The sequence below is a fragment of the Streptomyces sp. NPDC004752 genome (genome assembly GCF_053601275.1).
The window spans coordinates 17,309-31,277 of the sequence record NZ_JBSGBN010000069.1 but is presented as its reverse complement, the minus strand read 5'-3'; the positions used below and the strand labels follow the sequence as shown (position 1 = coordinate 31,277).

Genomic DNA, 13,969 nt, shown 5'->3' with positions numbered 1-13,969 from the left:
CCTCGGGTCAGCCGAGCAGGACGGATCCGCGGGCGGGGTCCCGCAGATCCGTCCCGTGCGTCAGCCAGCGCTCCTGGAGGGCCTGGGCGCCGTGCACGCGCTTCCAGGCGGCCTCGTTCGGGGTCATCGGGAGCAGCGGCAGGAACCGCACGGGATCCATCGGCGCGTCCAGTTCCAGATCCTCGACCAGTCCGCCCGGCTCGGCGACCAGCACGGAGCCGAAGGGCGCCCCTGGCCACAGCGGCTCCCCCACGTCGAGGGAGCCGCCCGGGGCCACGACCACGCCCTCCACCTGTGGCGAGGCGGCGAGCACGGCGAGCGGGCGGAGCACCTCGCCGGTGTCGGCGAGGCCGGCGCGGACGGACAGGACCAGCTCGGCGCGGGGGCCACGGACCGGATCGGCGAGCATCGCCGTGGGGTCCGTCATGGGATGGGCGGACATGCCGAGCGTGGCGTAGCGGACGACGATTCCCTCACGGTCGCGGTGCTGGAAGCGGAGTACCTCGATCCGGTCCGCGCCGAGGAAGGTGACGGCCGCGCGCGCGTCCGGTTCGCCCAGCGCGGTGCGCAACCGCGCCTCGACCAGAGGAAGAACATCAACCATGCGGCGAGCATAGAACTCGTCAGCAGCGGGCAAAGCGTCACCTTGACACTGCGGTCGGCTGATACTCTTGGCCGGTGGTTCGGGGCAGCACGCAGAAGCGTCGCATCGAGTCCCGACGCCTGTGAGACTCCCCTAGGGGAATGGACCGTCCCTCACGAGGGACCGGCTGGAGGAGGTGGGGCTGCCATGGGTCGAAGTCGACCGTGCAGTACCACTCGCTCTTCCGGCTGTTGATGCAGCCGTTCCGGATCTGGCCTACCGCCACCTCTCACGCTCGCACCGTCGTACGTGCCCCCGGAAGAGCACTTCGTTCTGTCTTGCCTGATCTGTCTGACCTGATCTGTCTGATCTGAATCAGCAGCGAAGCTCGCCACCGCGACGGTGCGGTGCTCCCCGCTTTGTGGACGTGCCAAACATCCGCACTCAGGACGTCCTCATTCCGGGCAGTTCCAGCCGTTACCGCGGCCCTTCCGCGCTTCGCCGCCCTCCGCGAAGGAGCCCGCCATGTCGATGATCCGCGACCTGCGTGCCGTGGTCCGTCCCTCCCGTCCCTCCCTGCGCAAGAGCACGCCCCGCCGGGACAGCGGGGCCTACGACACCACCCGCGACCCCTCGACCCCCTCGGCCATCGTCGACTGCGCCGTCTACCGGGACGGCGCCCGGGTCGAGAGCGCCAAGCCGCTGACCCCGCAGGAGGCGATGCGCCAGGTGCGGCGCGACGGGGGATTCGTCTGGATCGGGCTGCACGAGCCCACGGAGGCCGAATTCGCCGGAATCGCAAGCGAGTTCGGGCTGCATCCGCTGGCCGTGGAGGACGCGGTGCAGGCACACCAGCGGCCGAAGCTGGAGCGCTACGACGACTCGCTGTTCACCGTCTTCAGGACCGTCCACTACATCGAGCACGACCAGCTCACCGCCACCAGCGAGGTCGTGGAGACCGGCGAGGTCATGTGCTTCACCGGGCGGGACTTCTTCATCACCGTCCGGCACGGCGGGCAGGGTTCGCTGCGGGCGCTGCGACACCGGCTGCAGGCCGACCCGCAGTTGCTGGCCAAGGGGCCGTCGGCCGTGCTGCACGCGATCGCCGACCATGTCGTCGACGGGTACATCGCGGTCGCGGACGCCGTGCAGGACGACATCGACGAGGTGGAGACCGAGGTCTTCTCGCCGAGCCGCAGGGGCGGGGCGTCGCGCGGTGTGGACTCGGCGCGGATCTACCAGCTCAAGCGCGAGGTGCTGGAGTTCAAACGGGCGGTCTCGCCCCTGCTGCGGCCGATGCAGTTGCTGAGCGAGCGGCCGATGCGGCTGATCGACCCGGAGATCCAGAAGTACTTCCGGGACGTCGCCGACCATGTCGCCCGCGTGCAGGAGCAGGTCATGGGCTTCGACGAGCTGCTGAACTCGATCCTCCAGGCCAACCTGGCGCAGGCGTCGGTCGCACAGAACGAGGACATGCGGAAGATCACCGCATGGGCCGCGATCATCGCCGTGCCCACGATGGTGTGCGGTGTGTACGGCATGAACTTCCACAACATGCCCGAGCTGAAGTGGAAGTACGGCTATCCGCTGGTCATGGGCATCACGGCGGCCCTCTGCCTGACCATCCACCGCACGCTCAAGCGCAACGGCTGGCTGTGACGGCGACGACGGCGATCGCGGCCACGGCTGTCGGCGGCGGGGCGGCTGGTTAGGCTGGGCGCATGACAACCGAGCTGCTCGACCGGGCCCTCGTCGAGGAAGCCACGAAGAAGTCCGGCCTCGTCTGGGTCCGCGGTTCCGGGGCACCGGCGGCCCGTGCGCTGTGGCACGCGTGGCACGACGGAGCGGCGTGCCTGGTCGGCGACGGGCCCGGGGAACAGCCACTGTCCGGGCTCGCCGACGGCAGCACGGCCGAGGTGACCGTACGCAGCAAGGACAAGGGCGGTCGGCTGGTCACCTGGACGGCGACGGTGTCCGAACTCCCGCCGGGCTCCGTGGAGTGGGCGGCGGCGGTGGCCGAGCTGAAGGGCAAGCGGCTCAACGCGCCCGACGGCGAGGCCATGACGGACCGTTGGTCCCGCGAATGCCGGGTGCTCCGCCTGACGCCGACAGGCACGACGGCGCCCCTCCCGGACGGGCCGCTCGCCGCGCCCCCGCTGCCGACGCCGGCGACGACCCGCCGCCCGGCCCCCGCGGCGCTGCCCCGCCTCCTGGCGAAACGCCGGAAGCGCACGTAACCACACCTCACGTGCCCGGGGTCGGCCCGGCGAGCCGACCGACACGGACAGGACCCGGCGACCGGGCCTCGACCCCACGCCGGCACACAACACGGGACGCGCTCGGCTCGACATCGCCGGACATCACCGTCGTGGTCGATCACCCCGTGGCGACGGGAGGGGCCAACCCTGTCAACGGAACCGAGCCACCGCCCCACACAACCCGGACGGCCACACATGGAACGGCGCCGCCGGACATCGCCGTCGTGGTCAGTCACCGTGGTAGCCCGGAAAGGGGCACACCCATCGGCGTGAGCAAGCCGCCCGTCCCGTGACAACCCCAACGGCCAGGGCCGAGCCGCCCGCGGTGGCGCGGGCGGTCGGCCGGTCACGATGTCGGCAGTTGTCTGCCGTAGTCCACCGTCTCGTCCTTCGCCGGCTCGGCGAGGGAGAAGTCCTCGCCCCAGTCGGAGAAGCGGAGCGTCCCCGCGTCGCCGGCGCGGGTCAGGCCGAGCGGGTACGGCTCGCCCTCCAGAGAGACGTCGAGGCTGCCGCCGGAGCCCTGGTCGCCGGTGATGCGGATGGTGCGGACGCCGGACTGCTCATGCCGGCCGGCGGTCGCCAGAGTCCCGTGCAGCGGCAGCAGCCCGTCGAGGAGCACGTCCTTGTCCGTGAAGCCGCTGAACTTCTTGTACGCGGGGTCGCCCTGCGGCACCTTCACATACTTGCCGCCCAGCTTGTCCGCGGTCGCCGTCTCCCCGCCCGTCCCGTCGCCGCCGTCCGCGTGACTCCAGAAGCCCGCGTCGGCCTTCAGATACAGCTGCTCGCCGATCCGCAGCAGCCGGAACGTCGCCCCCTGGGAGGTCACCGACCCGGTGCCGCCGTCGGCCTTCAGACGCATGTCGAGCTTGTACGTTCTCCCGCTGGTCACCACGGTCCCCGACAGCCGTAGCGCCCCGGCCGCGTCCGCCGCCGCCCGGGTCCGCGACTGGATCTTGTCGGCGGGCAGCTTGCCCACCCCGTTGGTGCCCGCGTCAGGATCCTCACTGCACCCCTTGAGCCCCGTCGCGCCCGTCACGGCCAGTGCGCACATCGCGGTCACCAACGCGGCCCGGCGGATACGGCCCTGCGGAATCACGGTCACAGGCGGGGCTGCCTTTCTGCTGGAACCTGAGCGGCGTACGGCAGCGTACCGGGGCCGTCGAACCTCGGCGGAACCAGTCCGTCCGGACCGCCCACCAGGGCGTATCCGATCGGTACGGGCTAGCCTGAAGCCCACCGAGCGGGCAATTCGGAAAGGGGATACGGAAAGGCGCGAACAGCGGCCTGCCGCACGCGACCAGCAGCGTGCCGTACGGCGGCCTGCGGCCCGCGCCGTACGCAGAGGAAGCCAAGGAAGCTGAGGAAGCACGTCATGGCAGCCGGCGCTCCCCGGATCTTCGTCTCGCATCTCGCCGGGGTCCCCGTCTTCGATCCGAACGGCGACCAGGTGGGCCGGGTGCGGGACCTCGTGGTCATGCTGCGCGTCGGACGGCGTCCCCCGCGCCTGCTCGGCCTGGTCGTCGAACTGTCCACCCGGCGCCGCATCTTCCTGCCCATGACCCGGGTGACCAGCATCGAGTCCGGCCAGATCATCACCACCGGGGTGCTCAACGTCCGCCGCTTCGAGCAACGGCCCACCGAACGCCTCGTCTTCGGGGAACTGCTCGACCGCCGTGTCACGCTGGTCGAGACCGGCGAGGAGGTCACCGTCCTGGACGTGGCCGTGCAGCAGCTGCCCGCCCGCCGGGACTGGGAGGTCGACCGCGTCTTCGTACGCAAGGGCAAGAAGGGCGGCGCCTTCCGGCGGACGAAGGAAGAACGGCGCATGGCGCTTCCCTGGAAGGGCGGTGCCGGGCGACGGGCGGGAGAGACGCTGACCGTGGAGTGGTCGGCGGTCACCGGGTTCTCGCTGGAGGAGCACGGGCAGGGCGCCGAGAGCCTGCTCGCCACCTTCGAGCAACTGCGCCCAGCCGACCTCGCCAACGTGCTGCACCACCTGTCCCCGAAGCGCCGCGCCGAGGTCGCCGCCGCCCTCGACGACGACCGCCTCGCCGACGTCCTGGAGGAACTGCCCGAGGACGATCAGATCGAGATCCTCGGCAAACTGAAGGAGGAACGGGCCGCCGACGTTCTGGAGGCCATGGACCCGGACGACGCGGCCGACCTGCTCGGCGAACTGCCCGAGGAGGACAAGGAACGGCTGCTGAACCTGATGCAGCCCGCCGACGCGGCCGAGATGCGGCGGCTGATGTCGTACGAGGAACACACGGCCGGCGGGCTCATGACCACCGAGCCGATCGTGGTACGGCCGGACGCCACCGTCGCCGACGCCCTCGCCCGCGTCCGCAACCCCGACCTGTCCCCGGCCCTCGCCGCCCAGGTCTATGTGTGCCGGCCGCCCGACGAGACCCCGACCGGCAAGTACCTGGGCACCGTGCACTTCCAGCGGCTGCTGCGCGATCCGCCGTACACGCTGTGCAGTTCGCTCGTCGACGACGATCTGCAGACCCTCGCCCCGGACGCCACGCTCCCGGTCATCGCCGGGTTCTTCGCCACGTACGACATGGTCGCGGCGCCGGTCGTCGACGAGTCCGGGTCGCTGCTGGGCGCCGTGACCGTGGACGACGTCCTGGACCACATGCTGCCCGAGGACTGGCGGGAGACGGAGTTCCATCTGGACGAGGGGGCGAGCGCGGATGACACCTGAGCGCGAGAGCACCCGCGAGCGCGGCCCCGCCGGGGCCACCGCCGCCGCCCGGCCCCGCGCCGCCCGCCTCGACCAGCCGGGCCCGCGCCGGCGGCGGATCCTGCCCGAGTGGGACCCGGAGGCGTTCGGACGGCTGTCGGAGAAGATCGCGCGTTTCCTGGGCACGGGACGCTTCATCGTCTGGATGACGGTCGTCATCGTGCTGTGGGTGCTGTGGAACGTCGCCGCGCCGCCCTTCCTGCGCTTCGACCAGTACCCGTTCATCTTCCTGACGCTGATGCTCTCGCTCCAGGCGTCCTACGCGGCTCCGCTGATCCTGCTGGCGCAGAACCGGCAGGCCGACCGCGATCGCGTCAATCTGGAGCAGGACCGCAAACAGAACGAGCGGTCCATCGCGGACACCGAGTATCTGACCCGCGAGATCGCCGCGCTGCGGATGGGCCTGGGCGAGGTGGCGACCCGCGACTGGATCCGTTCCGAACTGCAGGACCTCGTCAGAGACCTGGAGTCGCCGCGCCACCGTGACGGGCAGCTGGTCTTCCCGGCGGAAGGGCCGGAGCGGCCGCCGGGACGTGACACGGACGACCTCTGACAGGGCTTACCAAGGGCCCCGCCGGGCGCCGTACCATCGTTCTTATGGCTACGGAAGACGCGGTGCGCCAGGCACTGGCGACGGTGAACGACCCCGAGATCAACCGGCCCATCACCGAACTGGGGATGGTCAAATCGGTGCAGATCGGCGCGGACGGAGCGGTCGCGGTCACCGTGTACCTGACGGTCTCCGGCTGCCCGATGCGCGACACGATCACCCGGCGCGTGACGGAGGCGGTCTCCCGGGTCGACGGCGTCACCCGGGTCGATGTCACGCTCGACGTGATGAGCGACGAGCAGCGCAAGGAGCTGACGACGGCGCTGCGCGGCGGCCAGGCCGAGCGGGAGATCCCCTTCGCCAAGCCGGGCAGCCTCACCCGGGTGTACGCGGTCGCGTCCGGCAAGGGAGGTGTCGGCAAGTCCTCGGTGACGGTGAACCTGGCGGCGGCGATGGCGGCCGACGGGCTGAAGGTCGGTGTCGTCGACGCCGACATCTACGGCCACAGCGTGCCGCGCATGCTGGGTGCCGACGGACGGCCCACCCAGGTGGAGAACATGATCATGCCGCCGTCCGCGCACGGCGTGAAGGTCATCTCCATCGGCATGTTCACCCCGGGCAACGCCCCGGTCGTCTGGCGCGGCCCGATGCTGCACCGCGCGCTCCAGCAGTTCCTCGCGGACGTGTACTGGGGCGACCTGGACGTCCTCCTCCTGGACCTGCCGCCCGGCACCGGTGACATCGCGATCTCCGTCGCCCAGCTGATCCCGAACGCCGAGATCCTGGTCGTGACCACCCCGCAGCAGGCGGCGGCCGAGGTCGCCGAGCGCGCCGGTTCCATCGCCGTACAGACCCACCAGAAGATCGTCGGCGTGGTCGAGAACATGTCCGGCCTGCCCTGCCCGCACTGCGGCGAGTTGGTCGATGTCTTCGGCACGGGCGGCGGCCAGCGGGTCGCCGAGGGCCTGACCCGCACGACCGGTACGACGGTTCCGGTGCTCGGCGACATCCCCATCGATGTCCGCCTCCGCGAGGGCGGCGACGAGGGCAAGCCGGTGGTCCTGAGCGACCCGGACTCACCGGCGGGCTCGGCCCTGCGCGCCATCGCGGGCAAACTGGGCGGCCGCCAGCGAGGTCTGGCAGGCCTGTCCCTGGGAATCACCCCACGCAACAAGTTCTGACCTCACCCACACCCCCCCGCGCCCCACAAGGGGCGCGGGCCAAAAGGGGCGCGGGGAACTGCGCGATCAACCACACCCAACCCACACCCGCCAACCGCCACAAGGCCCCACGGCGAGAACGCGCTAATAGGGGCGCGGGGAACTGCGCGATCAGCCAAGAACGACCCGCACCCGCCGACAGACCGATCGCCCCACAACGAGAGGGCACCGAAAACCCCGGGCACCCCACCCCGCCCCCTCGCCAAAGCGCCGCAGGCAACACGCGCCGCAGGCTATTCGTACACGCCAATGTCCTTGATCATGGCGAAGCCAAGCCCGTACGCACTCATCCCCCGCCCGTACGCCCCCAGGTGCACACCCTCCTGCGTGGAGCCCGCGAGCACCCAGCCGAACTCCGACTCCTGGTAGTGGAAGGACGTCGGCACGCCGTCCACGGGCAGCGACAGCGTCGACCACGCCGGGCCGGACAGATCGTCGGCCAGCGCCCACGCGGTCTCTGTCTGCTGCGCCAGCCACTCGTCCCGCAGGGTGTGGTCCATCTGCCCGGGCCAGGTGAGCGACAGCAGCCCGACACCGGCCAGCCACGCCGCCGAGGAGACCGACGTGGCCTCCAGCAGCCCGGTGCCGTCGGCGCTGCGCCGGGACGGGTTCGCGGCGACGGTCACCACGACCGCGAACTTCTCCCGCGGCTCACCCGCGGAGCCGACCGTGTGCTCGTTCTTGACGGAGGGTGCCTCGCCGTGCCCGATCGACCCGTGCTCGACGGCGCCGTCCGCCGCCGTACCGACCTGCATCAGCCAGCGCGGCCCCGTGAACGCCTCGTCGAGGCCGTACCACGGGAAGGGTGCCAGCAGATAGCCGTCGACCGTACGCCGTGCGGAGGGGGGCTGTTGTCTGCCCGCCGCGGCCGACGTCTGCGCGACCGCCCCACTTGTCGTCTCCATGTGCCCGGACGCCTCCTTGCTCTCGTCGGACCGGGGTGGCCCGCCCCCCTTCGGGCGTACTCGTCCGGTCCGCACAACAACTCGGCAGCATATCCACACCGCTGCGGGCAGCAGGGAAACCGCCCGGCGCGTGGTCGCGCGGCAACCCTGTTCAGGTCACCCGCGGGCACGAACGCGGTAGGAAACGCGTCACGTCCCGATGCGGGGTCGCATCGGGACGCGTGGGGCACGGGCGCGCCGCGGGCTCGGCCGTACGCTCAGGTGGCGTCCGTGTCGAAGGGCGGACGGTCGTCCTTGCCGGGCTCCTCGGGCTTCTTGGTCATGTCGACCCGGCCACCGGACCCACCCGAAGGGGATGAAGAGGACGAAGGGGACGAGGACGGTGCCTCGCTCTCCCGGCCGTGAACCGCGTCGGTGACCTCGGCCATCTCCTTCTTCAGGTCGAAGCCGTTGCGGATCTCCTTCAGGCCCAGATCGTCGTTCTCCAACTGCTTGCGGATGAACGTCTTGGGGTTGAGGTCCTCGAACTCGAAGTCCTTGAACTCCGGGCCCAGTTCGTTGCGGATGTCCTGCTTGGCGCTGTCCGAGAACTCCCGGATCTTGCGGATCGTCCGCGTCACGTCCTGAATGACCTTGGGGAGCTTGTCCGGACCGAAGACGAGCACGCCGAGCACAATGATCGTCACCAGCTCTAGTGGTCCTATGTCATTGAACACCTGAAGCTCCTTGCGATGTCCTCGGTCCTCGGCCCTCGGTCGTCCGTGGTGTTTCCGTGGTCCGGGCCGGATCCACGGTACCCGGCGTACCTGTCCGACCGGTACCGCCCCGAGGTGAGGTTTCCGTCAGTTGTGGTCTGAGGAACCGAGCACCAGGGAAACCTGTTTCTCCGTGCCGTCGCGTTCGACGGTCAGGTTCAGCCGGTCGCCGGGGCGGTGGGCGCGGGTCTTGACGATCAGTTCGTCGCCCGAGTGGACGCGCTGTCCGTCGACCTCGGTGATGATGTCGCCGGACCGGAGTCCTGCCCGGTCACCGGGGCCGCCCGTGGTGACGGCGGGACCGCCGTCACCGCCCTTGGTGCCGATGCGGGCGCCGTCGCCGGTGTAGGCCATGTCGAGGGTGATCCCGATGACCGGGTGGATGGCCCGGCCGTCGTTGATCAGCTCCTCGGCGACGCGTTTGGCCTGGTTGACCGGTATGGCGAAGCCCAGGCCGATGGAACCGGACTGGCCGCCCTGGGTGTCGGAGCCGCCGCCGTCGGCCGAGCGGATGGCGGAGTTGATGCCGACGACCCTGGCCTGCGCGTCGAGCAGCGGGCCGCCGGAGTTGCCCGGGTTGATGGGCGCGTCGGTCTGCAGCGCGTCGACGTACGACATGTCGCTGCCGTCGCCGCTCCCGCCGCCCGCCGTGATGGGCCGTTCCTTGGCGCTGATGATGCCCGAGGTGACGGTGTTGGAGAGGTCGAAGGGGGCGCCGATGGCGACGACCGGGTCGCCGACCTGGACGTTGTCGGAGTTGCCGAGCGGCAGGGGCTTGAGTCCGTGCACGCCCTTGACCTGGACGACGGCCAGGTCGTAGCCGCTGTCCCGGCCGACGACCCGGGCCTTTGCGGTCTCGCCGCTGCTGAACGTCACCGTTATGTCGCCGCTCGACCCGGCGGGCTCGACGACGTGGTTGTTGGTCAGGATGTGGCCGCGCGTGTCCAGGACGAAGCCGGTGCCGGTGCCCTGCTCGCTGCCGCCGGTCACATGCAGCGTGACGACGCTGGGCAGGGCACGCGCGGCGATCCCGGCCACGCTGTCGGCGGGCCGCCCGGTGGGCTCCTGGCCCGCCTGCGGCAGATGGACGTCCGAGACCCCGCCTTCGCGCTCCAGATACATCCCCACGATGCCGCCGATGCCCCCGGAGACCAGGGCCAGCGCCAGGGCTCCCCCGATGAGTGCCTTGCGCGCCCGGCGGCGGCGCTGCCCTTCGCTCGGGACGACGGCGCCGTTCTGCTGGAGCGGGGCCGGGGCGGCCCAGGGGTCGTAGCGGTGCCAGGGGCCGCCGGGGTGCGGGGCCGGGTCCGGCGTCGGGTAGGGGGTCGGGGGCGGCGCGGGGTAGCGCATCGGCTCCGGCCCCGGGTGCGGCGCGCCCACCGCACCCGGCACGCTGTGGGGCACACCGTGAGCAGGCGACGCCGGGACCGCCGCGTCGTGGGCGGGCGTTTGAGCCGGGGGCGGAGCCACCCCACCATGAGCCGACAGCGACGCCGAAACCGCCGTGCCGTGGGCGGGCGTCGGAGCTGGAGCCGGGACCGCCGCGCCATGAGCAGGCGCCGACGCCGAAACCGCCGTGCCCTGGGCGGGCGACGGGGGCGGGACCATCGCACCGTGAGCAGACGGCGCCGGAATCGCCGCGCCCTGACCAGGCATCGAAGCCGGGACCGGAGCCACCCCACCATGAGCAGGCGCCGACGCCGGAATCGCCGAGCCCTGGGCGGGCGTCGTCGCCGGGTGCTGGACCGGCGGGGCCGGCGCCCAGGGACCGGGCTCACCGTACGGCGGGGTGCTGTATGGATCGGGGTCGTGCAGGGGCTTGTCCCGGCTGCCGGACTCCCCCGCCGGAGCAGCCCCGGCGTCCGCGGCGCTCGCGGCCATGGGGTGCCTCAGCGTGAAGTCGGCGTCAGCGTCGGCGTCGGCCGCGGCGGACGGCCGGGCCAGTTCGAAGTCGCCCTCGCTCCCGGCGACCGGTGTCGGTGTGTCCTCCACTGCCTCCCCCGGCGGGACCTGCTTCCCCTCGTTCATGCTCTCCCCACAGCCGGCCACCGCCGGGCGCTCCGGCGGTGGCCCGCGCATCGTCGACCCCGTGCCCGCAGCGGTGCCGCGGCACGGCCTCACAGGATTCAACCAGGTTCGCGGGCAGCCGCGCAGGGACCGGTCAGCGAGCCGGGCGCGAGGAGGGGACGGCGGGGGACGAGGCGGAGGACGGCGAGGGGGCGGAGGACAGGTCGGGGACAGGTGCGGCGAGCAGGCCGGGCGGGGTCAGCCCGGGGGCGGTGGACCACGAGACCAAGGAGATCGGCGAGGTGGCGCCGAGCGGACGTATCAACGACGACATGGCGGTCGCACCGGCTTCCACCGGCGTGGTCAGCATGGGGGTGAGGGCCGCCCCGGTGGCGGGGGCGGGCGCCCCGGGCAGCAGCGGCGCGGACACCGAGGTCGACGCGATCGGCGTCCCGCCCGACGGCGTGCCCTGCATGAACAGCGGCCCGACCGGGCGGCGGCGCTGCGCCTCGGACGTCGTGGCCGCTCCCGCGCCCGCCGTGCCCGTCGGTGTCACGCTGTCGGCGCCGCCACGGGCGTCCGTGGCCGCGTCGCCGGGGATGCCGGTGGTCACACCGCCCAGCGCAACCGCGGCCAGCGACACCGCCCCGGCGGCGACGAACGCGAACCGCATGCCGCGCGAGGCGTGCCGGTCGGCGGTGTCGGGGCGGCCGACCGGGTGGATGCGGAAGCCACGGTCCGCGTGCGTGCGCGGAGCGTGCGGACGCACGGGGACGTAGCCGAACTCGAACCGGTCCTCGCGCCCGACCTCGAAGACGCCGGGCGTGGAGCCGCCGGGGAGCGCACCGTCCGGCGGCGAGCCGCCGTCCGGACCGCCGCTGCCGGGCAGCCCTTGGAGGCGCGCCAGGAAGCTCTCGGAGGGCGGCGGGGGCGCCGACTCCGCGAAGACGTTCTTCAGCTGCCGCTGGGCGTCCGCCTCCGACTTGCACCTGGCGCAGGTCGCCAGGTGGGCCAGGACCCGCTCACGCGCGTCATGACCGAGCTCCCCGTCCACCAGGGCGGAGAGCCGGTCTCCCAGATGCTCTTCTGCGAGGTGTCCCTGCGCAGGCTTCGACCGTGATCCACTCACGCGGTCGCGCCCCCTCCCCCCAGTGCGGGAACGCGGGGCACGAAGGAGCGGCGCTCCGCGGCCCGGGCCTGCGGCGAGCGGTGCGCAAGGGCCTTGCGCAGCTGCGAGCGGCCACGGTGGATACGGGAACGGACCGTGCCGAGCTTCACGCCGAGGGTCGCGGCGATCTCCTCGTACGACAGTCCCTCGATGTCGCACAGCACGACCGCGGCGCGGAACTCGGGCGCGAGGGTGTCGAGGGCCTGCTGGACGTCCGCGTCGAAGTGCGCGTCGTTGAAGATCTGCTGGGGCGTGGGCTCGCGGCTGGGCAGCCGCTCGGCCGCGTCCTCTCCGAGCGCGTCGAAGCGGATGCGCTGCTTGCGCCGGACCATGTCCAGGAAGAGGTTGGTGGTGATGCGGTGCAGCCAGCCCTCGAAGGTGCCCGGCGTGTACGTCGACAGGGAGCGGAAGACCCGGACGAAGACCTCCTGGGTGAGGTCCTCGGCGTCATGCTGGTTGCCCGTGAGGCGGTACGCCAGGCGGTAGACCCGGCCGCTGTGTGTGCTGACGATCTCCTCCCACGTGGGCGGAGTCCATGCCTGCCCGTCCGCGTCGGTGGCGAAGGTCGCGGTCTGGGGCCCGCCCACGGCGGAACCGGTGGCGTGGCTGTGGTCAGCAGCGGTGTCGTTCACGGATTTCGGCCTGCCCGCCGACCCGAGGAAGCGCCGCAGCACTCCTCCCCGGTCCTCGGGCGCGGCCGCACCTCCCCTGTCGGCTCTGGTGGTGTCCAGTGGAGCACCTACCATAGCCACCTCGCCCGTTAGCTCCGGATAAGCGGTTTTACGAGAATTTGATCTGGGCTGACACGGCTCATCCGACTGCGTCAGCACTTGCTCGTCGTCCTGGTCCACCTCTTACCCCCCGTCGGGATCCCCACTACTCGCTCATCCCCTTAAACGCGCGGTCCCATCTGCGGGTTCCCAGGCCCAACGGATACAGTCACGCCGAGGCAACCACGGGGACAGGAGAGGGTCATTACCGGCAACCGGCAGACGAGCTGGGCGTTCGCCGACGCCTTTGTCGCCGAGGACGACGCGCTGCGCTGGGCCCGCGACCGGGCCCGCGAGGCAGGGCTGCGCTCGGTGACGCCCGGCACGGGCGCCGCGCTGCGGGTGCTCGCCGCCACCGTGGACGCCAAGGCGGTGGCGGAGATCGGCACCGGCTGCGGGGTGTCCGGCATGCACCTGCTGCACGGCATGCGGCCGGACGGCGTGCTGACCACCGTCGACCCGGAGCCCGAGCACCAGCAGTTCGCCCGGCAGGCGTTCCGCGCCTGCGGCTTCGCCAGCAACCGGGCCCGCTTCATCCCGGGCCGCGCTCTGGACGTGCTGCCCCGGCTCGCGGACGCGGGCTACGACCTCGTCTTCTGCGACGGCGACCGGCTGGAGTACCTCGACTATCTCGCTGAATCGTTGCGTCTGCTGCGGCCCGGCGGCCTGGTGGTCTTCGAGGGGATCTTCGCCAACGGGCGCACCGTGGACTCCGGCCCGCAGCCCACCGAGGTGCTGCGGCTGCGGGAGTTGCTGCGCACGGTGCGGGAGAGCCCGGAGCTGGTGCCGTCGCTGTTGCCGGTGGGCGACGGGCTGCTGTGCGCCGTCAAACGGTGACCGGACGCGGACGCCGCCGACGGTGACCGACGCGGACGCCGTCAGCGGTGACCGACGCGGACTCCGCGTGTGTCCCCGGAGCGCGCACGCCGGGTGACCCGTGGGGTCGGGATGTCGGAAGCGCGCGGGTTCCGGGAACGCGGCTGCCCCGGCACCATGTGCGTGCCGGG

The 13,969-nt window shown here is 71.8% G+C and carries 13 protein-coding genes; 6 read left to right on the top strand and 7 right to left on the bottom strand.

Going from position 1 to position 13,969, the window contains the following annotated elements; genetic code table 11:
* Nucleotides 1-7: 7 nt before the first annotated feature.
* The gene (locus ACWEKM_RS26515) at nt 8-604 is read right to left on the bottom strand and encodes a suppressor of fused domain protein (RefSeq protein WP_451623732.1); all 597 of its coding nucleotides are present in this window, start codon (nt 602-604) and stop codon (nt 8-10) included.
* Nucleotides 605-1,108: 504 nt separating this feature from the next.
* Here ACWEKM_RS26515 and ACWEKM_RS26510 point away from each other — a divergent pair.
* Complete coding sequence (locus tag ACWEKM_RS26510; protein ID WP_451623731.1) at nt 1,109-2,242, top strand: magnesium and cobalt transport protein CorA; 1,134 nt, start codon at nt 1,109-1,111, stop codon at nt 2,240-2,242.
* A gap of 62 nt (nt 2,243-2,304) precedes the next feature.
* A complete protein-coding gene (locus tag ACWEKM_RS26505) occupies nt 2,305-2,820 on the top strand; it encodes a hypothetical protein (protein WP_451623730.1) in 516 nt (171 codons plus the stop codon).
* A 367-nt stretch (nt 2,821-3,187) separates the two neighbouring features.
* Here ACWEKM_RS26505 and ACWEKM_RS26500 read toward each other — a convergent pair whose 3' ends face one another.
* Nucleotides 3,188-3,943 carry a hypothetical protein gene (locus ACWEKM_RS26500; RefSeq protein ID WP_451623729.1) on the bottom strand — a complete coding sequence of 252 codons (756 nt, stop codon included), beginning with the start codon at nt 3,941-3,943 and terminating at the stop codon, nt 3,188-3,190.
* 270 nt (nt 3,944-4,213) lie between these two features.
* Here ACWEKM_RS26500 and ACWEKM_RS26495 point away from each other — a divergent pair, with 270 nt between their 5' ends.
* The 3 genes from ACWEKM_RS26495 to ACWEKM_RS26485 are packed head-to-tail and all read left to right on the top strand — an operon-like array spanning nt 4,214 to nt 7,318.
* The gene (locus tag ACWEKM_RS26495; protein ID WP_451623728.1) at nt 4,214-5,548 is read left to right on the top strand and encodes a magnesium transporter MgtE N-terminal domain-containing protein; all 1,335 of its coding nucleotides are present in this window, start codon (nt 4,214-4,216) and stop codon (nt 5,546-5,548) included.
* Complete coding sequence (locus ACWEKM_RS26490; RefSeq protein ID WP_451623727.1) at nt 5,538-6,140, top strand: DUF1003 domain-containing protein; 603 nt, start codon at nt 5,538-5,540, stop codon at nt 6,138-6,140. Before ACWEKM_RS26495 ends, ACWEKM_RS26490 begins: the two co-directional genes overlap by 11 nt.
* 44 nt (nt 6,141-6,184) lie before the next feature.
* Nucleotides 6,185-7,318, top strand: coding sequence for an Mrp/NBP35 family ATP-binding protein (locus ACWEKM_RS26485; RefSeq protein ID WP_451623726.1), 1,134 nt, complete (start codon nt 6,185-6,187; stop codon nt 7,316-7,318).
* Between the two features lie 272 nt (nt 7,319-7,590).
* Here ACWEKM_RS26485 and ACWEKM_RS26480 read toward each other — a convergent pair whose 3' ends face one another.
* The 5 genes from ACWEKM_RS26480 to sigE all read right to left on the bottom strand — a co-directional run bounded on the left by ACWEKM_RS26480 (nt 7,591) and on the right by sigE (nt 12,866).
* On the bottom strand, nt 7,591-8,262 hold the full coding sequence (locus tag ACWEKM_RS26480; RefSeq protein WP_451623725.1) for a hypothetical protein: 672 nt from the start codon (nt 8,260-8,262) through the stop codon (nt 7,591-7,593).
* Nucleotides 8,263-8,519: 257 nt separating this feature from the next.
* Complete coding sequence (locus ACWEKM_RS26475; RefSeq protein ID WP_451623724.1) at nt 8,520-8,978, bottom strand: sec-independent translocase; 459 nt, start codon at nt 8,976-8,978, stop codon at nt 8,520-8,522.
* A 126-nt stretch (nt 8,979-9,104) separates the two neighbouring features.
* Nucleotides 9,105-11,045 (bottom strand): trypsin-like peptidase domain-containing protein, encoded by a 1,941-nt coding sequence (locus ACWEKM_RS26470; RefSeq protein WP_451623723.1) that lies wholly within the window; start codon nt 11,043-11,045, stop codon nt 9,105-9,107.
* A 133-nt stretch (nt 11,046-11,178) separates the two neighbouring features.
* Nucleotides 11,179-12,153: an anti-sigma factor family protein gene (locus ACWEKM_RS26465; protein ID WP_451623722.1), complete on the bottom strand. Its 975-nt coding sequence runs from the start codon at nt 12,151-12,153 to the stop codon at nt 11,179-11,181.
* Nucleotides 12,150-12,866 carry an RNA polymerase sigma factor SigE gene (gene sigE / locus ACWEKM_RS26460; RefSeq protein WP_451623752.1) on the bottom strand — a complete coding sequence of 239 codons (717 nt, stop codon included), beginning with the start codon at nt 12,864-12,866 and terminating at the stop codon, nt 12,150-12,152. The genes ACWEKM_RS26465 and sigE overlap by 4 nt, the downstream gene beginning before the upstream one ends.
* Nucleotides 12,867-13,100: 234 nt before the next feature.
* Between sigE and ACWEKM_RS26455 the strand changes: the two genes are divergently transcribed.
* Nucleotides 13,101-13,799: an O-methyltransferase gene (locus tag ACWEKM_RS26455; RefSeq protein WP_451623751.1), complete on the top strand. Its 699-nt coding sequence runs from the start codon at nt 13,101-13,103 to the stop codon at nt 13,797-13,799.
* Nucleotides 13,800-13,969 lie beyond the last annotated feature (170 nt).